19 protein-coding genes and 5 tRNA genes are annotated in these 23,640 nt (G+C 36.5%); 5 read left to right on the top strand and 19 right to left on the bottom strand.

What is annotated here, in order from left to right:
• Positions 1 to 78: 78 nt before the first annotated feature.
• The 4 genes from hypF to fadR form a co-directional block, all read right to left on the bottom strand.
• A complete protein-coding gene (hypF, locus tag AB4J89_RS02410; protein WP_368467930.1) occupies positions 79 to 2,382 on the bottom strand; it encodes a carbamoyltransferase HypF in 2,304 nt (767 codons plus the stop codon).
• A 49-nt stretch (positions 2,383 to 2,431) separates the two neighbouring features.
• Positions 2,432 to 3,544: an alanine racemase gene (gene alr / locus AB4J89_RS02405; protein WP_088495351.1), complete on the bottom strand. Its 1,113-nt coding sequence runs from the start codon at positions 3,542 to 3,544 to the stop codon at positions 2,432 to 2,434.
• A gap of 13 nt (positions 3,545 to 3,557) precedes the next feature.
• Positions 3,558 to 4,862 (bottom strand): D-amino acid dehydrogenase, encoded by a 1,305-nt coding sequence (locus tag AB4J89_RS02400; RefSeq protein ID WP_368467928.1) that lies wholly within the window; start codon positions 4,860 to 4,862, stop codon positions 3,558 to 3,560.
• A 477-nt stretch (positions 4,863 to 5,339) separates the two neighbouring features.
• Positions 5,340 to 6,059: a fatty acid metabolism transcriptional regulator FadR gene (gene fadR, locus AB4J89_RS02395; protein WP_088495349.1), complete on the bottom strand. Its 720-nt coding sequence runs from the start codon at positions 6,057 to 6,059 to the stop codon at positions 5,340 to 5,342.
• Positions 6,060 to 6,292: 233 nt separating this feature from the next.
• Between fadR and nhaB the strand changes: the two genes are divergently transcribed.
• Both nhaB and dsbB read left to right on the top strand, forming a co-directional pair.
• On the top strand, positions 6,293 to 7,837 hold the full coding sequence (nhaB, locus tag AB4J89_RS02390) for a sodium/proton antiporter NhaB (RefSeq protein ID WP_088495348.1): 1,545 nt from the start codon (positions 6,293 to 6,295) through the stop codon (positions 7,835 to 7,837).
• Positions 7,838 to 8,015: 178 nt separating this feature from the next.
• Positions 8,016 to 8,540 (top strand): disulfide bond formation protein DsbB, encoded by a 525-nt coding sequence (dsbB, locus tag AB4J89_RS02385; protein ID WP_311754925.1) that lies wholly within the window; start codon positions 8,016 to 8,018, stop codon positions 8,538 to 8,540.
• Between the two features lie 85 nt (positions 8,541 to 8,625).
• Here dsbB and AB4J89_RS02380 read toward each other — a convergent pair whose 3' ends face one another.
• From AB4J89_RS02380 to AB4J89_RS02360, 5 genes are all read right to left on the bottom strand, one after another.
• Positions 8,626 to 8,934 (bottom strand): DUF333 domain-containing protein, encoded by a 309-nt coding sequence (locus tag AB4J89_RS02380; RefSeq protein ID WP_088495346.1) that lies wholly within the window; start codon positions 8,932 to 8,934, stop codon positions 8,626 to 8,628.
• Between the two features lie 33 nt (positions 8,935 to 8,967).
• Positions 8,968 to 9,300 carry an SMR family transporter gene (locus tag AB4J89_RS02375; RefSeq protein WP_088495345.1) on the bottom strand — a complete coding sequence of 111 codons (333 nt, stop codon included), beginning with the start codon at positions 9,298 to 9,300 and terminating at the stop codon, positions 8,968 to 8,970.
• Positions 9,301 to 9,433: 133 nt separating this feature from the next.
• Positions 9,434 to 10,663 (bottom strand): sugar transporter, encoded by a 1,230-nt coding sequence (locus AB4J89_RS02370; protein WP_368467925.1) that lies wholly within the window; start codon positions 10,661 to 10,663, stop codon positions 9,434 to 9,436.
• A 462-nt stretch (positions 10,664 to 11,125) separates the two neighbouring features.
• The gene (locus AB4J89_RS02365) at positions 11,126 to 11,545 is read right to left on the bottom strand and encodes a hypothetical protein (RefSeq protein ID WP_311754926.1); all 420 of its coding nucleotides are present in this window, start codon (positions 11,543 to 11,545) and stop codon (positions 11,126 to 11,128) included.
• Between the two features lie 212 nt (positions 11,546 to 11,757).
• Positions 11,758 to 12,543: a class I SAM-dependent methyltransferase gene (locus AB4J89_RS02360; RefSeq protein WP_227718999.1), complete on the bottom strand. Its 786-nt coding sequence runs from the start codon at positions 12,541 to 12,543 to the stop codon at positions 11,758 to 11,760.
• A gap of 286 nt (positions 12,544 to 12,829) precedes the next feature.
• Between AB4J89_RS02360 and AB4J89_RS02355 the strand changes: the two genes are divergently transcribed.
• The 3 genes from AB4J89_RS02355 to AB4J89_RS02345 all read left to right on the top strand — a co-directional run bounded on the left by AB4J89_RS02355 (position 12,830) and on the right by AB4J89_RS02345 (position 15,671).
• On the top strand, positions 12,830 to 13,195 hold the full coding sequence (locus tag AB4J89_RS02355) for a DUF305 domain-containing protein (protein ID WP_088495343.1): 366 nt from the start codon (positions 12,830 to 12,832) through the stop codon (positions 13,193 to 13,195).
• Between the two features lie 166 nt (positions 13,196 to 13,361).
• Positions 13,362 to 14,273 carry an AraC family transcriptional regulator gene (locus tag AB4J89_RS02350; RefSeq protein ID WP_088495342.1) on the top strand — a complete coding sequence of 304 codons (912 nt, stop codon included), beginning with the start codon at positions 13,362 to 13,364 and terminating at the stop codon, positions 14,271 to 14,273.
• 228 nt (positions 14,274 to 14,501) lie between these two features.
• A complete protein-coding gene (locus AB4J89_RS02345; RefSeq protein ID WP_088495341.1) occupies positions 14,502 to 15,671 on the top strand; it encodes an iron-containing alcohol dehydrogenase in 1,170 nt (389 codons plus the stop codon).
• 60 nt (positions 15,672 to 15,731) lie between these two features.
• Here the strand turns inward: AB4J89_RS02345 and AB4J89_RS02340 are convergent.
• From AB4J89_RS02340 to AB4J89_RS02295, 10 genes are all read right to left on the bottom strand, one after another.
• Positions 15,732 to 15,818 (bottom strand) — tRNA-Leu (locus tag AB4J89_RS02340).
• 166 nt (positions 15,819 to 15,984) lie between these two features.
• Positions 15,985 to 16,071, bottom strand: a tRNA-Leu gene (locus tag AB4J89_RS02335).
• Between the two features lie 133 nt (positions 16,072 to 16,204).
• Positions 16,205 to 16,291 (bottom strand) — tRNA-Leu (locus tag AB4J89_RS02330).
• A 5-nt stretch (positions 16,292 to 16,296) separates the two neighbouring features.
• Positions 16,297 to 16,370: transfer RNA gene (locus AB4J89_RS02325), tRNA-Cys, on the bottom strand.
• A 25-nt stretch (positions 16,371 to 16,395) separates the two neighbouring features.
• Positions 16,396 to 16,471 (bottom strand) — tRNA-Gly (locus AB4J89_RS02320).
• 141 nt (positions 16,472 to 16,612) lie between these two features.
• Entirely contained in the window at positions 16,613 to 17,161 is a 549-nt protein-coding gene (gene pgsA / locus AB4J89_RS02315; protein WP_075674025.1) for a CDP-diacylglycerol--glycerol-3-phosphate 3-phosphatidyltransferase, read from the bottom strand.
• A 55-nt stretch (positions 17,162 to 17,216) separates the two neighbouring features.
• Positions 17,217 to 19,049, bottom strand: coding sequence for an excinuclease ABC subunit UvrC (uvrC, locus tag AB4J89_RS02310; protein WP_088495340.1), 1,833 nt, complete (start codon positions 19,047 to 19,049; stop codon positions 17,217 to 17,219).
• On the bottom strand, positions 19,033 to 19,698 hold the full coding sequence (locus AB4J89_RS02305) for a LuxR C-terminal-related transcriptional regulator (protein ID WP_227718998.1): 666 nt from the start codon (positions 19,696 to 19,698) through the stop codon (positions 19,033 to 19,035). Before AB4J89_RS02305 ends, uvrC begins: the two co-directional genes overlap by 17 nt.
• 208 nt (positions 19,699 to 19,906) lie before the next feature.
• Positions 19,907 to 20,311 (bottom strand): GFA family protein, encoded by a 405-nt coding sequence (locus AB4J89_RS02300; protein WP_088495338.1) that lies wholly within the window; start codon positions 20,309 to 20,311, stop codon positions 19,907 to 19,909.
• Positions 20,312 to 20,407: 96 nt separating this feature from the next.
• Positions 20,408 to 23,473 (bottom strand): DUF2339 domain-containing protein, encoded by a 3,066-nt coding sequence (locus AB4J89_RS02295; RefSeq protein WP_088495337.1) that lies wholly within the window; start codon positions 23,471 to 23,473, stop codon positions 20,408 to 20,410.
• Between the last annotated feature and the right edge of the window lie 167 nt (positions 23,474 to 23,640).

The raw sequence follows: 23,640 nt of genomic DNA, 5'->3' as shown, positions 1-23,640 counted from the left end.
GTCATTAATAAAGTAGCAACCAAAAACCTATTTCAGTCACAAATAACTAAAACTGATATTATTTTACCTATAATCATTTTAGTTTTGCATTAAATGTGTAGCAATCAGTGCTTGCCCTAATGCAATACCACCGTCTCCGGCTGGTAACATCATAGGGGCGAGTACTTTTTTATTGTTTAATTTTTTCTTAAACATATGTTTGAGTAATGTATTATTTAATACACCACCCGTAAGTACAATGGTGTCAATCTGATATTTATCTGCATATTGCAATGCAATATCGCCTAAACCTTCAGCTAATAGATAATGAAATAACCATGCTTTTTCACTGACATTCAGCGCTACACTTTCCCACTGCGACCAAAAAACCGACAAATCAAGCACACTGTTTTTTACCGGCATTAAATGCCCATATTGCTTAATGATTTCTGCCTGTTTTTCTTGATGGCACGCTAATGCTGCTGTTTGTAGATAACAAGCCGCTTCACCTTCCCAACTTATCTCTTTAGGGGCTAATCCTAATGATGCTGAAACCGCATCAAAAAAACGTCCACAAGAAGAGGCTTTAGGTGAATTTAAACCACGCTCTACCGCCTTACTTAATATCTGCAAATCATTGCTAGGCACCATTTGGGCGATAACACTACCTTGCCAATCTTTAGAAAAAGTAGCTAAATGTGCGAACCAGTTTCGCCAAGGTTGAATCGAGGCAAGATTACCTCCGGGCATCGCAACAGCCGGAAGCCCACCAATCCGCTCTGATTTTTGATAGTCCACCAGCAGACACTCCCCTCCCCATAGCGTGCCATCTTGCCCAAAACCCAATCCATCAAGCGCAATACCAATGACAGCACCTTGTTGGTGTGTATGACCATGTTCAGCAAGGCAGGAAACAATATGTGCATGGTGATGAGAGACTTCAATAACAGGAATATTTTGCTCTTGAGCAAACTGCTTACCCAATTGATGGCTAATGTAGTTAGGATGAGCATCTATCGCAATCGCTTTAGGTGTAAAACGATAAATTTGCTGAAAGAGAGCCAACGATTTTACCAACTGCTGTCGCACACTTAAATCATCAAGATCCCCTAAATGAGGCCCCATAATGGCTTGATGTTGGCGTAATAGGCAAAATACATTTTTGAGATCGCCTCCCATCGCGAGTACTGAGGGTTGTGCTCCAAAATCTTCAGGTAATGAAATCGCATCTGGGACATAACCACGAGAGCGTCTGATCATCACACTCTGTTTACCCTCAATGCGAACAAGTGAGTCATCAGCTCTTTGTATGATCTCTCTATTGTGCATTAAGAATAAATCTGCAATATCTTTCAGTTGTATGAAGGCATCTTCGTTACTTAATGCCGGCGTATGACCTGACGCATTACCTGATGTCATAACAAGTGGAATATTTGTGCCACGCGCTAATAGATGTTGCAATGGATTGGCTGGCAACATAACACCAATTTCAGTTAATCCTGGGGCGATAAGCTCCGCAAGTTTAGGTGCAACTGTTTTGGAGACTAATACAATTGGAGCGGCAGTACTCTGCAACGTTTGGATAGCGGTTGGAAGAAAATCAGGATCTTGCTTATCTGCTTTAATTTGATCAATTCCTGTGATCATCACTGCGAGTGGCTTCGCAGGTCGGTATTTTCGTTCTCGTAATAATGCAACACTCTCATTATTGCGTGCATCACATACTAAATGAAAACCACCAATACCTTTAACTGCAACAATCTTTCCAGCAAGTAACGCATCACAAGCTTGAGTTAATGCAAGCTCTTTTATTGCTAACTCTTTACCCTGATTATCTGCAAGCCAGATATGAGGCCCACAGACAGGACATGCATTAGGCTGAGCATGAAACCGTCTATCTGCGGGATCTTCATATTCATGTTTACATTCAGGGCAGAATGGAAACTCAGACATTGAAGTAAAAGGCCTATCATAAGGCATTTTTTTTATGATAGTAAAACGAGGACCGCAATGTGTGCAGTTGATAAAAGGATAATGATAACGACGATTTTGAGGATCAAATAATTCATTAACACAAGCTTGGCAAGTTGTTGCATCAGGAACAACGTGTGTATCCATTTCGCCACCACCACTTTTTACAATAATAAAGTCTGTGGGTAGCTGTTCCCATTGATAGGGTGATTCTTCTATTCGTTCAATGCGTGCTAGTGGTGGACATTCTGCTTTTAATGCTTCGATAAAGAGCGCATTTTTAGGTGAAGGGGTTAAATGCACCAATACACCTAAACTATCATTGCTTACTTGCCCTAATAAACCAAAACGATGAGCTAGTTGCCAAACAAATGGGCGAAACCCAACGCCTTGAACCTTTCCTTTCACACGCAATGCAATGCCGTTACTCATAGGATCACCAAATCAAAATAAATTTAAGCTTATTCTAGTTTAGTGATTATCAACAACTTTCATTTAGATCAGAAAAAGTGGAATTAGGTAGATTTATCATTACTTCAACAGTCACTCTTGGTGCAATTGCACACAGTAATTCATAACCAATAGTGCCACATGCTGTTGCTACATCATCAACAGGGAGTTGCTCTCCCCATAATTCAACCGGACTACCGTAACTTACATCGGGAAAATCCGTGACATCAACGGTTAGCATATCCATAGAAATACGCCCGACCAACTGTGTTTTATGTCCATTAACAATCACTGGCGTACCGTCTGGCGCATGTCTTGGATAACCATCAGCATAACCACAAGCAACAACACCGATCTGCATATCACGCTCAGCAGTATATCGGCTACCATAGCCTATTTGCTCGCCTTTCTTGACTTGTTGAATAGCTAATATCTCACTATTAAATGTCATTACGGGTTGTAAATCGAAATCAGCAATGTATTGCCAAACACCTGAAGGCGAAACACCATATAAAATAATGCCCGGACGCACCCAATCTTGATAAGTTTCAGGCTCAAACAATGTTGCGGCTGAATTTGCCAAACATCGAGGTAATTCGTTTACCATAGCTTGATTAATGGTATTTTTTTGTGCATCCATATTCAGTCCCGTATCTGCATTAGCAAAATGCGACATTTGAATAATAGAACCAATATTTTTGATACTTTTTGCACGAGCAATTGCTTGCTTATAAGCGTCTGGTCGGTAGCCTAGCCGATTCATTCCACTATTAAGCTTAAGATAGATGTTAATGGGCCTTTCTAGTTTTGCATTTTCTATAGCGTCAAATTGCCAATCAGAATGAATCACTGTCGTTAGGGAATAACGTTCTAATAAATAAACATCATCTGGCTTAAAAAAACCTTCCAGCAAAAGGATAGGCCCTACCCATCCCTGCTCTCTTAACATAACAGCTTTGTCTAACTCAATTAATGCAAAACCATCAGTATGACTTAATGCTGGCCAAACACAGGATAATCCATGTCCATAAGCATCTGCTTTCACAACAGACCACACTTTACTGCCTTTGACTCTCTCTTTAATAACAGACAGATTATGGCTTAATGCATCGAGGTTAATGGTTACTTTTGTGGGTCTGGACATGGATCTTCCTCAATTAATAAGCTGCATCAAGTTTCTGCCCCGGTAAGAGCAATTTAGTATTAAAGCCATCGATATACCGAAACACAGATAAATCATCAGCAGCAATAGCAGGTTTATTTCCTGAAATTAAATCAGCTAATAGTTGCCCAGAGCCACAAGCCATTGTCCAACCTAATGTGCCATGCCCTGTATTTAATGATAAATTGCAATAAGCCGTAGGCCCTACAATAGGTGTACCATCAGGTGTCATAGGTCTTAAACCCGTCCAAAATGTGGCTTTCTCAATATCACCACCACCTTGATAGAGATCTTGTACAACCATTTTTAATGTTTCACAGCGCGATTTTAAAATATCCAGATTAAAACCAACAACTTCTGCCATTCCTCCGACACGAATTCGCTCATCAAAACGCGTTACTGCAATTTTATAAGTTTCATCTAAAATCGTGGACATTGGTGCTCTTGAAGCATCAATAATCGGCATCGTAAGTGAATAACCTTTAAGAGGATAAACCGGAATAGCGACTTTGTTTTTCAAAAACTCTGTTGAGTAAGAGCCCATGGCAACAACATAGTGATCGGCTGTTAATAATCCATCATGGCATTGAACGCCCGTTACTTTATCACCATCAAATAACAAATGTTTGATTTCTTTGTTAAATAGGAACGTAACACCCGCATCTTCAGCCATTTTAGCGAGTTTTTTCGTAAAAGTTTGGCAATCACCCGTTTCATCATTCGGTAAACGTAAGCCACCCGTTAATTTGTGACTAACATGCTCAAGTGCTGGCTCTACTAATTTTAATTGTTCCGCAGTTAATAATTCATAAGCAACGCCCTCTTGCTTTAAGACAGCAATATCATTGGCTGCATTATCAAATTGCTTTTGATCACGAAAAAGTTGCAGCGTTCCACCTTGACGCCCTTCATATTCAATACCGGTATCTTGGCGCAACTGACGAATACAATCACGGCTATATTCAGCAATACGCACCATACGGCTTTTATTCATGGTGTAATGTGACGCATCACAATTACGTAACATTTGCCACATCCAACGTAACTGGAAAAGTGAGCCATCAGGTTTAATCGCTAAGGGTGCATGCTTTTGGAACATCCATTTAACGGCTTTTAATGGAATACCCGGCGCTCCCCAAGGCGTTGCATATCCCGGAGATATTTGACCTGCATTACCAGCGCTAGTCTCTTCTGCTGCACTGTTTTGTCTATCAACAACAATGACTTCATGGCCTTGTTGCACAAGATACCACGCACTTGTTACACCAATAACGCCGCCACCTAAGATGATCACTTTCATGGCAAGACTCCAATAATTTACATTGATATAACATAAGAATAATATTCCATACACAAAAAGCCAATATAGAATAATCATCTAGACTAATAAAAAAGCAAATTTTAGAGTTGAGTCACATTTGATTGCTATTTAACAAGTGATTTTCAAAAAAAATCATTAAATAAACACATGAAATCAACAAGATATAATTTTAACCATAAATTACAATAATATTGATTAGTAAATTATTTAAAATTGAAGAGAGTTTAAGGCGTAATAAAAGGAAATTGAGATTTTATTAAAATCTAAAAACACGCATCAATTAAGATGATAACTCTTTAATTGATTCACTTTGGTTGCTCTTTTTACTAAAAATAACCAATTTAAAGCATTGCCTAAAAAATGACACTTTCTAGCTTTTTAAAAGTATAAAAAAACCAGTATCACAAATTATATGAATACTGGTTTTTTTCTATTGTGATAAAGCAGTAAACGTAATTAGCGTTTTACTTCTTCTAGATCACTAGGTAGTGGTGACTGTAAACTTTGCCAGATAATACCACTGTCTTTACCATATTGACGGACGCAATCCATGACATGCTCGACATCTTTTTGCTCACATAATGCAGCCAGTTTTTTATAGAATGCTAACGCGAGTTCTTTGGCTTGAATATTTGAGAAATAATAACGGCCTACGCGCGTATAAAGCCCTTTTAAGCCATTTAAGATAAGACCATAAATTGGATTACCTGACGCAAACGCCAATCCACGGAAAATGTTGTAGTCCAGTTCACTAAACTCATCAGCACTATTTTCAGTAGTAAGCTCATGGTTTAAAACTTCAATACATTTTTCAGGGCTATTTCTAAATGCTGTACGTATAAAAATAGCTGAGATATTGGTTCTAACCGCCAATAAATTATCTATTAACTGTGGTACTCGATCATGATCAAGACGAGCAACTGTTTCAAGGATATTAAGGCCCGATGTTTCCCAGAAATTGTTTACCTTCGTTGGCTTTCCGTGTTGAATAGTCAGCCAACCATCACGAGCTAGACGTTGTAACACTTCTCTTAATGTGGTTCTTGTGACACCGATTAATTCAGAGAGCTCACGTTCCGCTGGAAGAATAGATCCAGGAGGAAAACGATTATTCCAGATGCTTTCAACAATATACTCTTCCGCAAAACCTGCGGGGCTTTGAGCCTTAATAACCATATTTTTATTTCTTCCGAAGCGATTTTTCTGCTAATAATGGAAAAGATAATATCAGAATGCATAATTTTGATATAGCTCAACCATCATTAAATAGTGAATGGCATCATAAAACTTGATGTAGTTTTATCAATTTATTATTACTAAGGCGCTTAATTTCACAGCGATTAGCGCGTACTATGGTTAAATTGCGCATCATTGCGCTTAAAATCTCTATTTGGAGGATGAGAAACCTAATGGATATGAGTATAAGACAAGCACTACTAAAGAACTTTATGGGGAATTCCCCTGATTGGTATAAGCTTGCTATTCTTACTTTTTTAATTATCAACCCACTGATTTTTTTCTTTGTTGACCCTTTTGTCGCCGGCTGGCTATTAGTTGTAGAATTTATTTTTACGCTGGCTATGGCGCTAAAGTGTTACCCGTTACAACCCGGAGGATTACTTGCTATTGAGGCCGTCATCATTGGTATGACTAGCCCAAAACAGATTGGTCATGAAATTGCCAACAACCTTGAAGTGATTTTACTTCTTGTCTTTATGGTTGCAGGTATCTATTTTATGAAGCAATTATTACTGTTTGCATTTACTAAACTGCTGTTATCCATTCGTTCTAAACGAATGTTATCTATTGCCTTTTGCTTCGCAAGTGCATTTTTATCTGCCTTTTTAGATGCTTTAACCGTAATCGCAGTTGTAATCAGTGTCTCTCTCGGTTTCTACTCTATTTATCATAATTTTGCCTCTAATCAATCAGGTGCAGAATTAAGTAATGATGGATTTATTGATACCGCAGAAAAAAAACAAACTTTAGAACAATTCCGTGCCTTTTTACGTAGCTTAATGATGCATGCTGGTGTCGGTACTGCGTTAGGTGGCGTAATGACCATGGTGGGTGAACCACAAAACCTGATTATTGCAAAACATTTAGAATGGGATTTTGTGACCTTTTTTATCAGAATGTCACCCGTCACTATTCCTGTTTTCTTCGCGGGCCTTGCAGTGTGCTACTTTGTAGAACGCTTTAAGCTATTTGGTTATGGTGCTGAATTACCTGATTTAGTTCGTAAAGTTCTAACTGAATACGACAAGAAAAACAGTGAAAAACGTACTTCTCAAGAAAAAGCTCAACTGATGATCCAAGCATTAATTGGTATTTGGTTGATTGTTGCTTTAGCGCTCCATTTAGCAGAAGTCGGTATTATCGGGTTATCTGTTATTATTCTTGCCACTGCATTTTGTGGGATCACAGAAGAACATGCTCTTGGTAAAGCATTTGAAGAAGCCTTACCTTTCACTGCGTTATTGACCGTATTCTTCTCTATCGTTGCCGTTATTATTGACCAACAGTTATTTGGCCCTATTATTCAGTTTGTTCTTCAAGCTTCAGAATCCTCACAACTGTCTCTTTTTTATCTCTTTAATGGTTTACTATCTGCTATTTCAGATAATGTGTTTGTGGGTACGGTTTATATCAGTGAAGCGTTAACCGCATTGCAAGACGGATTAATTAGCCAATCCCAATATGAGCATATTGGTGTTGCTATTAATACAGGTACAAACTTACCTTCTGTTGCGACTCCAAATGGTCAAGCTGCATTCCTGTTCTTATTGACATCGGCACTATCACCGCTCATCCGTTTATCATATGGTCGAATGGTGATAATGGCACTGCCATACACGATTGTAATGACATTACTTGGTTTAGTGGCTGTTGAATTTTGGCTTGTTCCTGCAACACATTGGTTCTATGAAATTGGTTTAGTTGCTATTCCATAACAATAGATCCACAGTTACACCACATTAATAGGACTTTTATTTGATAAAAGTCCTATTTTCTTCTTTAAATGAAGCTTGAATGTAAATATTTGTGAAATAACGGATTTTAACTTTTTTTGCGCTTGATTTTTGGGCAGAATATACACTTATTTTATTTAATATTTAAATGGATATTATTATGCTGACTTCTCTTCGTCACTGGTCACAAAGCCGTTTTTCATGGCTATTGCTTGCATTAACAGCAATAGGCCTTGAAGGTGCTGCATTGTATTTTCAGTACGGAATGGAATTAATGCCTTGTGTAATGTGCGTTTATCAACGCATCGCAGTATTGGGCATATTAGTTGCTGCATTGCTTGGGGCTACCGCACCTAAAATGGCACTTATGCGTATGGCGGGTGGTTTCTTATGGATTTATTCCGCATACCGAGGAATAGAACTCTCTTGGGAACATACACAACTTATTCTGAATCCATCCCCTTTTGCAACCTGTGATTTTTTTGTCACTTTACCCTCTTGGTTTGCTCTGCAAGATTGGTTCCCTGCTGTATTCCAAGCAACTGGTGATTGCTCTGTCAGCCAATGGCAATTTTTAACTTTAGAAATGCCACAATGGATGCTTATTATTTTCTCTGCCTATTTTGTTGTAGGTTTATTAGTATTAATGAGCCAAATAACAAGTTCTTTTAAAACAAAAGAATAAAAAAAGAAAATAGCCCTTAGCGATAAACTAAGGGCTATTTTTATAATAAAAAATTGGTGATTAAATAGTCAGCCAACAATAAGCTTTAACCTGGAATACAAGCCCCTTCAATTAAAGCTTGTTCACTACAACGCTTGCCATTAGCAAATTGACACACTGGTGTCTGACCACCATGTAATTCATAGTTTAAAGAAGGCACACCACCTGAAAAGACACAGGTTGCCTTGGCTGATTCATCTAAGGGAATATCAAGACTGGTTGTCGGCATTGTTCGACTTTTACTAACCACTTGTGTAGATGAATATTGTGTCTGCGCTGAATTACTGCATCCTGCAATAAAAGCAAAGCTAGTTAACATAAATAGATAACAAGCTGTTTTAAATTTCTTTTGCATCAAAGACACCCTAATTTCTTCCAGTTATTCCTATTAGTGTGAAGCACTTTTTGAAAGTAGATTTATAACTAAAACACCAGCAATAATTAAAGCCATACCAACAATGGCAGGTAAATCAAGTTTTTGTTGATAGAGAAATACAGCCGCAACAGAAACTAAAACTATCCCTAATCCACTCCATATTGCATAAGCAATACCTAATGGCATAACTCTTACCACTTGAGAAAGTGCCCAAAAAGAAAAACAGTAACCAATGACGACCACAATAGATGGATATAATCGGCTAAAACCATCAGAAGCTTTTAGCATTGTTGTCGCAATCACTTCAGATATAATTGCCAACATTAGGTAAGTTAATCCATTCATTTTTTCGCCTTAATCCTATACAAAGTCAATTTTGTGAATTCTATCACAAGCGAGATTAAGGATATTCACCACAACAAATAAAAAAGGCATCTTTCATATTGAATAGATGCCTTTATATCGTGGAAATACTTATTTAGTGTTGATGAAGCTGATTCTTTTGACGAGGCTTTCCACCCATCGAAACACGATAGCGATTAAAGATAAAACCACACCAAATAACTGCGATAACACTTAATATTGTTCCTGCATAGCCAAGGTTTGTCATGCCAGCATGTAAGATAACTTGATTACCAATCAATGCTCCAGCGCCAATACCGATATTAAAAATACCGGAGTAAATAGACATCGCAATATCTGTTGCATCGGGAGCTAAATCAATCACTTTAACTTGCATACCAAGGCCGATACACATAAAGCCAATTCCCCAAAATATAATCAACACAATGAATGTCGTTAAATTTTGGCTACTTATCATTAATAAACTTAAGCAAGCAGTAAGTAAAATTAGTGCAAAGAATAAAAATGATGTTGGCATCTTGGCACTGTAACGACTAAATAACACACTACCAATAATGCCAGCACCACCAAAAATAAGTAAAACTAACGTAGCAAAGTTTTGATCTAATTTTGCAATATCAATAACAAAAGGCTCTATATAACTATAAGCGGTAAAGTGTGCAGTAACCGCGATTACGGTTAACAGAAAAATCCCCATTAATGGGCCACGTTTTAATAACACGGGAACACTTTTTAATGATCCCGAATGCTCACTCGGTAATAAAGGTAAATAGCGCATTAATGCAAACATGGTAATTAAAGCTAAAACACCAATTCCCATAAAGGTTGCACGCCATCCTAACCATTGTCCAACGACACGCCCAATAGGTAAGCCAAGAACCGTAGCTAATGCAGTTCCTGTTGCTAATAAACCTAATGCCTGAGCTCGTTTACCAGGAGGTGCCACTCTAATAGCCAGTGATGCGGTAATCGACCAAAACACTGCATGAGAGAAAGCAACGCCAATACGACCTGCTATCAGTGATTTAAAATCCCATGCTACGCCAGATAAAATATGACTTAAAATAAAGATAATAAATAAAATAATAAGTAACTTACGTCGCTCAACTTTGCTTGTCATTATCATTAAAGGCAAAGACATTAAAGCCACAACCCAAGCATATATTGTGATCATTAAACCTGTTTGAGCAGGGATCATACCGAAGCTTTCAGAAATATCACTTAACAGTGCAACAGGAACAAATTCTGTTGTATTAAAAACGAAAGCCGCGAATGATAATATTATTACTCTGATCCATGCAGTTTGACGGCTAACTTCATTTACGTTTGATGCTGCGATATTCATAATTAATTGATGTTTTCTTAAATTATATTGATATATATGCCATGATTTTTTATAGAAGCTTTTATCTGATTTGCTTTTCTCACTTGTGCTAAAAATAGATTTATTAGATTGAAAGTAAAAAAATGGCATAAAGATAAAAATGCATTTCGTTAGAAACAAAAAATAAACCAAATTATCACTAAACTTCATTGCTAAAGCGAATCAGCTATCAATTTTAGCATATTCATATCGTGATTTTAAATCCCCTTGGCAACTTCTTTTTAACGTTAACATAATCTTCCAATAGAGAGATTGTAGATATAAATGACCTATCACTACTTTATGTTGAAGAATAAGAATATACTCTTTTCAAGAGAAATATATTGTAGATTCATTGAATTAAGTTAAGAGATATTAATTTAATAGCTGGAAATAATCTTGCTGTTGGACAAAAGATAAATGAAAATAGAAAGAATCTTAAGATTACTGACTCAAGTCATTAATAACTTGAAGTGCCTGCTCGCAAGCAATGTTTTTCGTGGATGATGTTGAACCATCAAAAGCATTTTTAATAGTCGAAATTTGTTCCTTTGCTGGTCGTGGTAATATTAAATTTCCATTAGAAAGTGCTTTTTCAACATTATTTAGCTTTTCAGCTAACTGCTGACAACTTCCATTGTTATCTTTAGATTGATAAATAGCCATAAGCGTATCGCGTTTTGCTTCTACGCTAGAAAGGGTTTCACGTACTGTTGATGACGAACTTTCAATCACTTCGCGACTTTCATTCCAAAACTCAGCAGTATTATCTTTAATGACAGACACTATTAAAATAGCGGCAAGAATAGCCAGCATAATAGTTAGCGATAATATCCCTCCTGCAATAATAAGTATCTGTTTCATATTAAACCCCACATATAAATCACATCTGTTTTAATATTTCTTTTTAATATATATAGTTAAAATAAATCAGGTTCAATCTGGATTACGATTCTTTTTATTTTTTACATTTTATTACGGTGGTATACAGTTCTATTTATTCTTATTTATAAAAAAATAAGCACCTAGTTCTACTTAGGTGCCATTAAATAATACATAAATTTTTCTTGATTAAATTATTTTTTAGAGCAACATGCAATATAATTTAACACATGTCGATTCTCTCTAAAAAAACGGAACATTGATAAGAATCGTGGTCTGTTTTGCTTATTTACCAATCCATTCTTAATTATCTTTGCGGTTCTAAATAAGCCTTCATCACGAATTAAACCAACAGGTGACATTAAACTCATGTTACCCGATTTTATTTTTACTTCTGAAAAACCAATATTAATAAATAAGTCATGCCACTCTTGCTTAAACATGGGTGCTACATTTGATTTCACTACACCGATTAATTTATCTCTATTAATATCATCATTTTTTTTCATAATATCGTGAGTTAATAACAAACCACCGGGTTTTAAAACACGGTAATACTCTTTTACTAACTTTGCTTTGGCTTTATCTGCATACATTGTCAACATTGCTTCATTTATAACAATATCAAAAGTATTATCAGGAAAAGGTAAAGATAATGCATTTGCTTTTGTTAATTGGATCAAATGTGATAACTGTGCATTATCAACATTTTTTTGCGCATGAGACAAAGCATTATCATCCATATCGATAGCAATAATATGACAACCGTATTTCTTGGCAATCTCGATTGATGTTGTCGCCATATTGCAAGCAATCTCAAGAACATGGCTTGATGATGTAAACTGTGCATTATTAATTAACCAATCAGATGCCTCTACACCGCCCGGTCTTAAACGTGTTTTCCCTAAACTCGCTAAGAAGGTATGCCCTGCTTTTGACGGTTCTTGAGACATAGGTTGCGTTGTAGTTTGATTATCCATATAGTCACCTTAAAGTTGCATTATTAATACAACTTTATAGCAAAATAGATTTAATGGGAATAGTTATCATTACTTTTCTTTTTTTATAAAGAAATTCCGAGCATGCAAAGAGGTATAAAATTAGATATTGGTATATAACCAATTGAAACAAAATAGGTTAAAAGGCTATTCTGTAATTACGTCATTAAAGGTAAAGAACATTAAACTTTGAATAACAACATTGACCTTCCCCTAGGGGGAATCTTTAGAGTGATAACAATTTCACGATAAATCCAAGGAAACTGTTATGAAAAAGATTTTACCTGCTGCTGTTATTTTAATGAGTGCTATCTCTTTTGGTGCAATGGCAAACAATACACATATGAATATGGATGCATCACATAATAGCTCTCCTATGCAAAAAGAGCTCAATGAATCTATGAATAAAATGCATGCTGATATGGCAAAAGGAATGAACACTGATAATGCAGATGTTGCTTTTGCTGATGGCATGATTGCCCACCATTTAGGCGCTATTGATATGGCTAAAATTGAGTTGAAATATGGTACTGATCCTGAAATGCGTAAACTAGCTCAAGCTATTATTGATGCGCAAGGCCCTGAAATAGAACAAATGCAAAAATGGTTAGAAAAAAATAGAACCAATAAATAATAAATTTATAAGGCTGTGATTTATTAGGCACAGCCTACCTCATTTTTTGTTTTTCCCTTCCAAATTCCTATTAAAGATAAATCAAATAATTTTCTAATCTTCATCTCATACATTATAATTTTACAATTACCACAACATTAATCACTTTATCCCGTATGGAGTCCATATGAATAAATTAGAAAACATGGCGTTATTAACTCAAAAACTCGCCATGCAGATTGAAAAATGGACTCACGATACTAATCAATTTGAAACTCAAATTCCGGGATTAACGCTAACACACTGGACATCCCCTACACCAATTACCAGCCATACTCACAAATCGGGGATCTGTTTAATTGCCCAAGGTGAAAAAAGAGTGATCTTAGGAGAAGAGAGCTTTATTTACGATGCCAACCATTTTTTAATTTCTTCAATAGAACTCCCCGTTATGGCAAATATTATGAAAGCCAGCAACGAAAAACCATTTTTAGGGCTAGTTATGGAGTTAGATCTGCAAGAAATATCCCAACTCATCGTTGATAGTGAATTAACATTTAATCCAGATTCAAATGCCCAAAAAGGCATTGCAATCGGTGAATTATCAGAGCCTTTAGTCAATGCATTTATTCGCTTGCTCACTCTTCTTGATGAACCTGATAGCATTAAAATCCTTGCTCCAGGGATCAAACGTGAAATTTTCTATCGTCTACTGGTTACAGAACAAGGTGAACGTTTGAATCAAATCGTTACTGCGGGTAGCCATAGTCATCAAATAGCTAAAGCCATTGATTGGCTAAAAAGTAATTATATAAAACCATTAAACATCAATGAATTGGCTTCATGTTCAGGAATGAGTAAATCTGCTTTTTATACTCATTTTAAAACGATGACATCAATGACTCCGCTTCAATTCCAAAAAAAATTACGACTCAGTGAAGCCCGTCGATTGATGTTAACTGAAAATTTAGGAGCAATGACAACCACTTTCCGAGTTGGTTATGAAAGCCCTTCTCAATTTAGTCGTGAATATAGCCGATTATTCGGGGCTCCACCAGCAACCGATATTAAGATGCTTAAAGAAACAGATCGTATTTAACCGTTATAAACTCTCTTATTCTCTCTCTTATCTAACTTATATTATTCACAATCATCATTTTAGTTTTTTGGAAAAATAGGCAAGAGACTAAGAAGATCAGACATTCATTTCTAAATGGGAAAGCGATAGCATTCTCCTCAACAAATAATCCATTCCTATCTTATTTGAAGTTAAAAAATACAATCGACTTCAATTAGATAATCTTTAATCTGGCAATAGGATCTCAAAATGCAACTCGATTTCTCTTACTATAATCCAACCACCATTCATTTTGGTAAGAACTCTCTTGCTAAATTAAATGATGAATTATCACATTATGGCGAAACCATCATGCTGATGTATGGCCGTAACGCTATCAAATCTAATGGCCTTTATGACGAAGTCATGGCAATACTTAAACATGCAGGAAAAAAGGTAGTTGAGTTATCTGGCGTTATGCCCAATCCAACCTATGCGAAAATGATGGAAGGTGCTCAATTAGTACGTGAACATAATGTCAGCTTAATATTAGCGGTCGGTGGTGGCTCTGTTATTGATTGTGCAAAAGGCATCTCTGTTTCTGCTTATTGTGAAAATGAAGATCCTTTTCAAAAATACTGGGTTGAATATCAAGATGTGACAAATAAAATTGTTCCTGTCGCATCAATTCTTACCATGGTAGGCACAGGCTCTGAAATGAATGGTGGCTCAGTCATTACCCATGAAGAGACTAAATATAAAATTGGGCGTGTTTTTCCTGCCAATATATTCCCTAAATTTTCAATTTTAAATCCAGAATATACCTTTACAGTTTCTCAATATCAGATGGTGAGTGGTGTTTTTGACACGATGTCTCATTTGATGGAGCAATACTTTTCTGATCAAGGTGCAAACACAACGGATTATTTAATTGAAAGTTTATTAAAATCTTCGATTGATAATTTACGTGTTGCACTTAAAAATCCAAGTGATTACGAAGCAAGAAGTAATCTTATGTGGAATGCAACACTTGCATTAAATACCCTCACAGGATTATCAAAAACGCAAGATTGGCAAGTTCATATGATTGAGCACCAATTAGGAGCTTATACAGACTGTGCTCATGGAATGGGACTTGCTGCAATTTCTCTACCTTATTATCGTTTTATCTATAAATTTGGTATCGAAAAATTTGTACGCTTTGCCACTCAAGTATGGGGAATTTCCACTGAAGGTAAAACACAAGATCAAATTGCACTCGAAGGTATTGATGCACTGGAACATTTCACAAAAGAGTGCGGTATTGTGACTTCATTAGAAGACTTAGGTGCAACAAGAGAGATGCTTCCTGAGATTGCACAATCAACCACAATTATTGGTAGAGGCTATAAAAAGCTAACAACTAAAGATGTGCTCGATATTTTGGAAGCATGTTTTTAATACCATTCTAGTATTAAGTAGATAAAAAAAACGGACCTCAATGAGGTCCGCTTCTTTATATGGTGCCCAGGGCGGGACTTGAACCCGCACAGCCTTACAGCCGAGGGATTTTAAATCCCTTGTGTCTACCGATTTCACCACCTGGGCTAAATTGTATTTACTTGTTACGCTTAACATCCGTTTATCAAACAAGATAGATAACAAATAAATTTAAAGCATTTACTTCTAAGCTAACTTTAGTTTTTACTCTTCTCTCACCAACTTGGTTGCTAGTGGAAGAAAAAACGGACCTAAGTTAAGGTCCGTATTTATATGGTGCCCAGGGCGGGACTTGAACCCGCACAGCCTTACAGCCGAGGGATTTTAAATCCCTTGTGTCTACCGATTTCACCACCTGGGCTAAATTCTGTGGTGCGTCCGTAAATTCTTACTACTAAGAAAAATACTGGTATGGACGACTTATTACTTATTTACTTCCAGTGCCATTTACAATGGACTTTCTTTTTTGCACCAAACTCTTTATCTAAAAGAGATGGTGCCCAGGGCGGGACTTGAACCCGCACAGCCTTACAGCCGAGGGATTTTAAATCCCTTGTGTCTACCGATTTCACCACCTGGGCATTAATGGAGGCGCGTCCCGGAATCGAACCGAGGTACACGGATTTGCAATCCGCTGCATGACCACTCTGCCAACGCGCCTCAACTGCTCAATCTCATTAGAGATTGGAGCGGGAAACGAGACTCGAACTCGCGACCCCAACCTTGGCAAGGTTGTGCTCTACCAACTGAGCTATTCCCGCTTTACCGAACTCGCTGATTTACTTATTTATTTCCGTAAACCGTTGTGCCTTTCGATGCGTTGCATTCTACTGATTTCCTGAATCTAGTCAACACTATATTTGCATCTTTTTGACTGTTCGGTGAATTTTCAGTCATTTCGATCAACCTTCGCGCAAATCTGACCACGCAGCGCTCAAATATTGAAACATTGACCAGAAAGTCAGCACTGTTGCGATATATAATAAAGCGAATCCAAACCACTCTGCTTCAACAGTAGGACGCCATAATAACACAACCAGCGATCCCATTTGTGCGGTCGTCTTCACTTTTCCTATCCAAGAAACTGCAACACTATTACGCTTTCCTAATTCAGCCATCCATTCTCTTAGTGAAGAGATGATAATTTCACGAGCAATCATGGTTGCTGCGGGTAAGGTTATCCACCACTCATGATAGTATTCAGTAATTAAAACAAGTGCTGTTGCAACCATTACTTTATCTGCTACTGGGTCAAGAAAAGCCCCGAAGCGAGTAGTTTGTTTCCATCTACGTGCTAAAAAACCATCAAACCAGTCAGTTGCAGCTGCTACCATAAAAATAATAGCGCAGACTAATGGAGCATCTTTGAATGGTAAATAAAACACCAAAACAAAGAATGGGATTAGTGCGACACGAAATAGAGTTAGCCAAGTTGGGATATTTAGTTGCATAGCGTTCTACACGACCTAGAAAAGTGAGAGTTATTAATATGGTGCATCAATACACTTAGTGTTTCAACGCATTAAAAATTTTTTCTGCTAATGCAGTCGAAATTGTGGGGACTTTCGCAATTTCTTCAACACTTGCGTCTCGCAAAGCTTGTAGCCCTCCCATATATTTCAACAACATTTGACGGCGCTTAGGCCCTACACCTTCAATAGACTCTAACGAGCTGGTATTTTTAACTTTTGCTCTACGTTGACGGTGCCCTGTTATTGCATGACGATGCGATTCGTCACGAATATGTTGGATCAAATGCAACGCAGGTGAATCAGAAGGTAATGCCATCCCTTCACCTTCAGGCACAAAAAACAAGGTTTCAAGCCCTGCTTTACGATCACTCCCTTTTGCGACACCTATTAATTTCGGGTGTGATTTGTCCCAATCAACATCAAGAGAATCAAATACCTCTATTGCTTGTGCTAATTGCCCTTTACCACCATCGATAAAGATAATATCTGGAACCTTAGTCTCTTCTAATGATTTACCATAACGTCGAGTGAGCACTTGATTCATCGCCGCATAATCATCACCAGGAGTAATACCACTGATATTATAGCGCCTATATTCAGATTTTAATGGGCCGTTCATGTCAAATACTACACATGAAGCCACAGTTTGCTCTCCCATAGTGTGACTAATATCAAAACATTCCATTCGTTTTATCTCTTTCATATCAAGAAGAGACATCAACGAGGTATAACGTTGTGAAATTGTCGATTGCTCGACTTGTTTTGAAGCCAATGCTGTTGCTGCGTTTGTTCTCGCCAATTTTAAATAACGAGCTCTATCACCGCGCGGTTTTGTTTGAATTTGAATTTTTCGCCCCGCTATTGAAGAAATAGACTCAGAAAGAATGGCTTTATCTTCTAAATCAAAATCGAGCAAGATTTCAGTCGGTAAAGTTCGAATTGCACTACCTTGTAAATAAAACTGACCAATAAAAGTTTGAACAACTTCATCGATTGAGGTATTTGCAGGGACTTTAGGAAAATAACTCCGACTTCCTAACACTTTACCTTGACGGAAAAAAAGGACATAAACACAAGCAATAGCACCATTAAAAGCAACACTGATCACATCAAGATCATCACCAATATTGGCGACAAATTGTTTTTCGGTCACTTGTCTTACGGCTTGGATTTGATCACGAATGCGAGCGGCCTCTTCAAAACGTAATTCTTGGCTGGCTTCTTCCATACGTTTAACCAATCCGTCAATAACTTGCGTATCATCACCTGAAAGGAAAAGTCGCACATAATTAACTTGTTGGGCATATTCTTCATCAGAAACGTAGCCTTTTACACAAGGTGCAAGACAACGGCCAATTTGATATTGCAAACAAGGTCTTGAACGATTGCGATAAACACTATCTTCGCATTGACGAATAGGAAACAATTTTTGCATTAATGCCAATGTTTCTCTTACTGCAAAAGAGTTAGGGAAAGGTCCAAAATATTCCCCTTTGGCATGTTTTGCACCACGGTAACTAGCAAGTCTAGGGTGTTTATCACCACTTAAATAAATATAAGGATAGGATTTATCATCGCGTAACAACACATTATAGCGAGGTTGATAACGTTGGATGTAGCTATGTTCAAGCAATAAAGCTTCCGTTTCTGTATGGGTGATCGTGACATCAATATTTGCGATGCACTTCACTAAAGCTTCAGTCTTACGGCTATTTACTTGTGTACGGAAATAGCTCGAAAGCCTTTTTTTCAGATCTTTAGCTTTGCCAACATAGATTACTGTGTCTGTCGCATCGTACATCCGATAAACACCCGGTTTATCAGTGACTCGGCTTAAGAATGCTTTGGCGTCAAATTTGTCTTCCACTTTGTAAATGACTCTCTATCTCAATTAACCCATAGCGTATTGCTATATGTGTTAATTCTACATCACCTGAGATTTTAAGTTTACTAAACATTCGGTAACGATAGCTATTTACCGTTTTTGTATTAATATTCAGCTCACTTGCGATTTGTGAGATTTTTTTTCCTCTAATGATCATCGACATAATCTGCAATTCTCTTTCTGAAAGCTGATGTAACGGATTTAATTCTTGCTGTAATTTTGTTAGTGCGATTTCCATCGCTAACTCTTGGCTTATATACCGTTGACCGATACAAACTTGTCGGATAGCTTGCAGAATATTTTCACAAGAAGTATCAATAACAATAAAACCTTCAATACCCAATTGAAGAAGTGTTATTGATAATATAGAGTCTATTTTTGGTGAAATAACAATAATTTTAATTGATAAAGATGATCGCTTTATTCTTTTTATAGAATCAATTAATGAGAGTGATGGTACTGAATAAATAATAATAAGATTAACCGAAAATTGTCGACAATAACGAAATGCATCACTTTCATCATTCATCACCTTTCGGACATTGATTTTTTTAATCTGACTAAGAAGTGTTTTTATTCCCAAGCTAAATATTTCAACTTGACTTATTACCAATGTATTTATCAATAACACGCTCCTTTTAAATCAATACATAACAAAAAAACATTAGGTAACTTATCATAAATTTTAAAGAAAACATCATACTATAATAAAAAACAGCAACCCACTTTTTTCTTAGCATTAATTAATATTTATTTAATAAAACCCATTCATAAAAAAAGACTCATATATAAAAGAGTCTTTTAAAATTTAAAAATACAAAAAAACAATAAATAAAATATTATTTATTGAACATATTCATAATATCTTGTTCTGTTAGCATTGGTGTTTTTTCTACAAAATTATAATAAGGAGGTTTGCTATCTATATAAATTTGCATTGTTAGTTTGCTTTCTTTTGCATCAGGGAATAATCCTGCTGATACATAGTAAGTATTGGTTTCTTTTAGATGGTAAAAAAGATGAGAACCACAATGCTTACAAAATGCCCGCTCTCCCCATAAAGATGAATCATAGCGTGTTATATTTTCTTCACCTTCAATCTTCAAATCTGATTTGCAATCAATTGAAAAACCTGGACCACCATTCCAACGCAAACACATACTGCAATGACAAACACTGAGCGCAGATATATCTTGTGCTGTTGATAATTTAACTTTGCCGCACAAACATTGACCTTGATGCATTATGGTTCTCCTTTTCGTTAAATCATGCACTAACCATTTAAGATTATATGCATGATTTAATTACTAAAATAAACACATGGTAAGCTAAAATATTACTTACACACTTGTATTGTTAGTTTGTTTTTTCGGTGGTAATGGTGAGAAATACCCGATTAATAAAATCAGTATTGCAACACCAATAAAGGCCAATGCTCTTAGCAATCCACTACTTAATGATGTATCAATTAGGAAGAGTTTAGCAATAACCACAGCCAACAGTACACCACCAATAAACCATTGTGAGCGTGATTTCTTACGTGTCGCCATTACCATAGTTACTAATGCTGTAATCGCCCAAATAATGGCTAATACTGTTTGGATCACTTTGGAATTAATGATTGCATAACTCGACCAATCAATATCTGTTGCAAAGACTAACCCTCTTAATAAAATACCGTTTGCCCACCAGAAAATCATCGCGGGAATAATGTAATTTAATAGAGGTAAGTTATTTTGTAATAATGCTTGATACTTAGGTGACTGCTTTATTATTGAAATAAATTTATAGCCAACCCATATTCCAATAACACCCATTAGATCCATCAAGTTAAATAATGGAATAAATTTAATTCCACTTTCAGTACCGTTATTAAAGTTTGCAAAGATTAAAGAAAGTGCCAATAAGCCTAAAACAGGTAAAGTAACTAGCCAATAGGTATTTTGATACTCTTTTATCCAATTAACTCTCATTGCTAGCATATAACTTATTGCGATAAATAAACTTATAGCAAAAATGACGCTAGCAAAATGTAAGCTCACATAAAGGTACGTAACATCCATTAACCAAATAATTTCAGTAAATAAAAAAATACCAATAAAGACAAGATGCATACCATGGATCAATGCTTTTTTGATCCTTTGCTTCGGCAATAACGTATTTGCTTTAAGCAAATAGAAACCACTCGCAAAAATTGCAACCCAGATAATCGCACTGAACCAATTATCAATTAGCGAACCTGCAAGATAGATGTACACCAACATAATAAGTGCTGACATCGGCCATACTAAAATAGAGCAACTTGCCAACTCAGAAAATTGGGTTTTCTTACCCACAAAGAACATACCCCAACAGCTAATAAGAATAAATGCAAAGGTAATGGATTTTATCTCTGGGTAGAGCCAATACTCGCCATATTCTTGTAAAAGTAAAACGCTATATCCCCAACTTACAACCGCGATAAATAGTGTTACATATCCAATAGTTTGACTATCAATATTAGTAAATTTAGCTCGATACCACAGTACTGCGACGGCAAATACAACAATCACTTGTGTTACAATCATTAGCCAATCGCCTAACAAAATAACAGGCATGTTAAATGATAGAACAAAGGAAACCGCAACTAAAATAGTCCCCGCAATAGCAGGTTTCTTTTGTTGCTGTAAAACAGAAAATGCAAGGATCATTACCCCTTCAATTGCCCATACAATTGATGTCCATTCAGCAGAGAATGCAAATGGTACGGCTAAAGTGGCAAAGGTGACAGAGAGCATAAAGAAGGCAATTGCCAGTAATTTACCCTCTTCGCGATAACGTTTAAGTGCAAACCAACTTAGTGCGAAATAAGCTAATCCATAAAGTGATGAAGCAATAGCAACACCATATGGCCATTCTGAGGCTAATCGATGTTGGAAGATAAAACCAATTAACGGCGTACCAAATAGTAATGTGGCATCAAAAGGAATATTAAGTTTCAGTTTATTTTTTAATGTTGAAAGTTCTGTTGCAACACCAAAAATCAACCAATTTGCAATTAAAAATAGCTGGCAAGGTAAATAATCGACATGAGTGTAATTTGGTATTGCCCATATAAAACCAATACCAAAAGTAAAAGCAAAACCAATAAGATTTAATAAACGCCAAACTTGCCAATGGCTGATAATAAGAATACCAATTGAAAGAATAAGATAATAGCTAAACAATGCAATATAATTGCCACTGCCCGTAGACAATAGAACAGGAGCTAAATAACCACCTAATGAAGCTAATACCGCTAAACTAATAGCTCGATGAATAACCGCCAAACTCACACTGACCAAGCAGATAAACACCATAATAGCGAGAGCCATGCCAATAGGAATAAAGTCATAAATTTTAGTCGCAGCAAAAATAGTAATATAAAGCCCACCAATACCGCCACCTTGTAAAATTAATGCATATATCAGGTTTTTCTTTCTAAGCCACCAGCCAATACCTAATAAGGCAAAACACCCTATTCCAGCCATCATTAAACGTGTTGACGCTGAGACAAGCTCATTCTCAATACTGTATTTAAGTAAATAAGACAGGCCAAAAAAGAGCAATAACATCCCTATTTTTGCCAGCGGATTTCCTGTTACTACCCAATTCCAAATAAGCCCCAAAATCGATTTTTGTTGACGTTTTGGTCGAGGATTTAAATTAGGTCTATATTGCGATGCAGGTCTATTTACTTGAGGTGTAGCATTTCCTAAATGACCTGTTTCAGATCCCGTAAGGCTAGCACTTGCCACATTCGCGCTATTCTCCACAAGCGACTCTGATGTTGATTCAGAATATGTTTGCTTCGCCTCTTTTTGATAATGACGAGCAAAACGGCTTGTTGCTACCTTAGGTTGATAAGACTCAGGCTCTTTAGGTGTAGGGACTGTTGATATTTCTGGCTTATTAGGTTGTTTGTTTTCAGGGTTAATATCATTAACCATAGAAGATTGAACAACTGGATTTTCTTCTTTAGGAGAAACTTTATTAAATGTCGTTTCTTGTGATGCTTGTGCGCGTTGATATGCTGGCGTTTCTCTATTCTCCGCCATTATTTGCACATGCTCTGTTGTATTAGTAGGGTCAACTGTTTTAGGGTCAACCGTTTTGGGTTGATAAGTTGAAACGGTTGGTTGAGGCTCTCTTTTTATATCATGAGATAAATCCTTAACTTCGCATTTCTGAGCATCAAGATCTGTGCGAATATCCGCAGCATTATCTTTATTTAATAACTTAAATAATTTCTCTTGTTGCTCAGAAAACTTTTCTTCAAGCTGTTTAATTCGATGCAACAATGAGTTGCTATTTGTATAAGCGTGGTATTGCCAATACAAAGATACTACGACAAATATTGTAACAATGAGCGCCAAAAAGTCGTCCATAAACCTAATCCTTTTGCATTAAGCATCACATGATTTTGATCTCTTAACCTTAGTTATACTTTAATTTTCACAGATTTATCTTAGTTTATTCCTAAATAACCTATTTCGAGAACTCTTGATTTAAACCTAGCACATAATTTCGAAAAAAAGGTATGATCGATAACCTA

Origin of the sequence: Proteus sp. STS61-E (assembly GCF_040932335.1) — a bacterium.
Lineage (GTDB): Bacteria > Pseudomonadota > Gammaproteobacteria > Enterobacterales > Enterobacteriaceae > Proteus > Proteus mirabilis_B.
Note: the sequence above shows the minus strand (reverse complement) of the source record. Positions and strands in the feature narration are given on the sequence as shown.

Excerpts from the sequence above, each read along its gene's own strand:
- AB4J89_RS02295 (WP_088495337.1), bottom strand. The coding sequence starts at position 23,473 with ATGGACGACTTTTTGGCGCTCATTGTTACAATATTTGTCGTAGTATCT.
- alr (WP_088495351.1), bottom strand. The coding sequence starts at position 3,544 with ATGTCCAGACCCACAAAAGTAACCATTAACCTCGATGCATTAAGCCAT.
- AB4J89_RS02365 (WP_311754926.1), bottom strand. The coding sequence starts at position 11,545 with ATGAAACAGATACTTATTATTGCAGGAGGGATATTATCGCTAACTATT.
- AB4J89_RS02375 (WP_088495345.1), bottom strand. The coding sequence starts at position 9,300 with ATGAATGGATTAACTTACCTAATGTTGGCAATTATATCTGAAGTGATT.
- fadR (WP_088495349.1), bottom strand. The coding sequence starts at position 6,059 with ATGGTTATTAAGGCTCAAAGCCCCGCAGGTTTTGCGGAAGAGTATATT.
- AB4J89_RS02360 (WP_227718999.1), bottom strand. The coding sequence starts at position 12,543 with ATGGATAATCAAACTACAACGCAACCTATGTCTCAAGAACCGTCAAAA.
- AB4J89_RS02345 (WP_088495341.1), top strand. The coding sequence starts at position 14,502 with ATGCAACTCGATTTCTCTTACTATAATCCAACCACCATTCATTTTGGT.
- AB4J89_RS02355 (WP_088495343.1), top strand. The coding sequence starts at position 12,830 with ATGAAAAAGATTTTACCTGCTGCTGTTATTTTAATGAGTGCTATCTCT.
- dsbB (WP_311754925.1), top strand. The coding sequence starts at position 8,016 with ATGCTGACTTCTCTTCGTCACTGGTCACAAAGCCGTTTTTCATGGCTA.
- AB4J89_RS02370 (WP_368467925.1), bottom strand. The coding sequence starts at position 10,663 with ATGAATATCGCAGCATCAAACGTAAATGAAGTTAGCCGTCAAACTGCA.
- AB4J89_RS02400 (WP_368467928.1), bottom strand. The coding sequence starts at position 4,862 with ATGAAAGTGATCATCTTAGGTGGCGGCGTTATTGGTGTAACAAGTGCG.
- AB4J89_RS02350 (WP_088495342.1), top strand. The coding sequence starts at position 13,362 with ATGAATAAATTAGAAAACATGGCGTTATTAACTCAAAAACTCGCCATG.
- AB4J89_RS02380 (WP_088495346.1), bottom strand. The coding sequence starts at position 8,934 with ATGCAAAAGAAATTTAAAACAGCTTGTTATCTATTTATGTTAACTAGC.
- pgsA (WP_075674025.1), bottom strand. The coding sequence starts at position 17,161 with ATGCAACTAAATATCCCAACTTGGCTAACTCTATTTCGTGTCGCACTA.
- nhaB (WP_088495348.1), top strand. The coding sequence starts at position 6,293 with ATGGATATGAGTATAAGACAAGCACTACTAAAGAACTTTATGGGGAAT.
- AB4J89_RS02300 (WP_088495338.1), bottom strand. The coding sequence starts at position 20,311 with ATGCATCAAGGTCAATGTTTGTGCGGCAAAGTTAAATTATCAACAGCA.
- hypF (WP_368467930.1), bottom strand. The coding sequence starts at position 2,382 with ATGAGTAACGGCATTGCATTGCGTGTGAAAGGAAAGGTTCAAGGCGTT.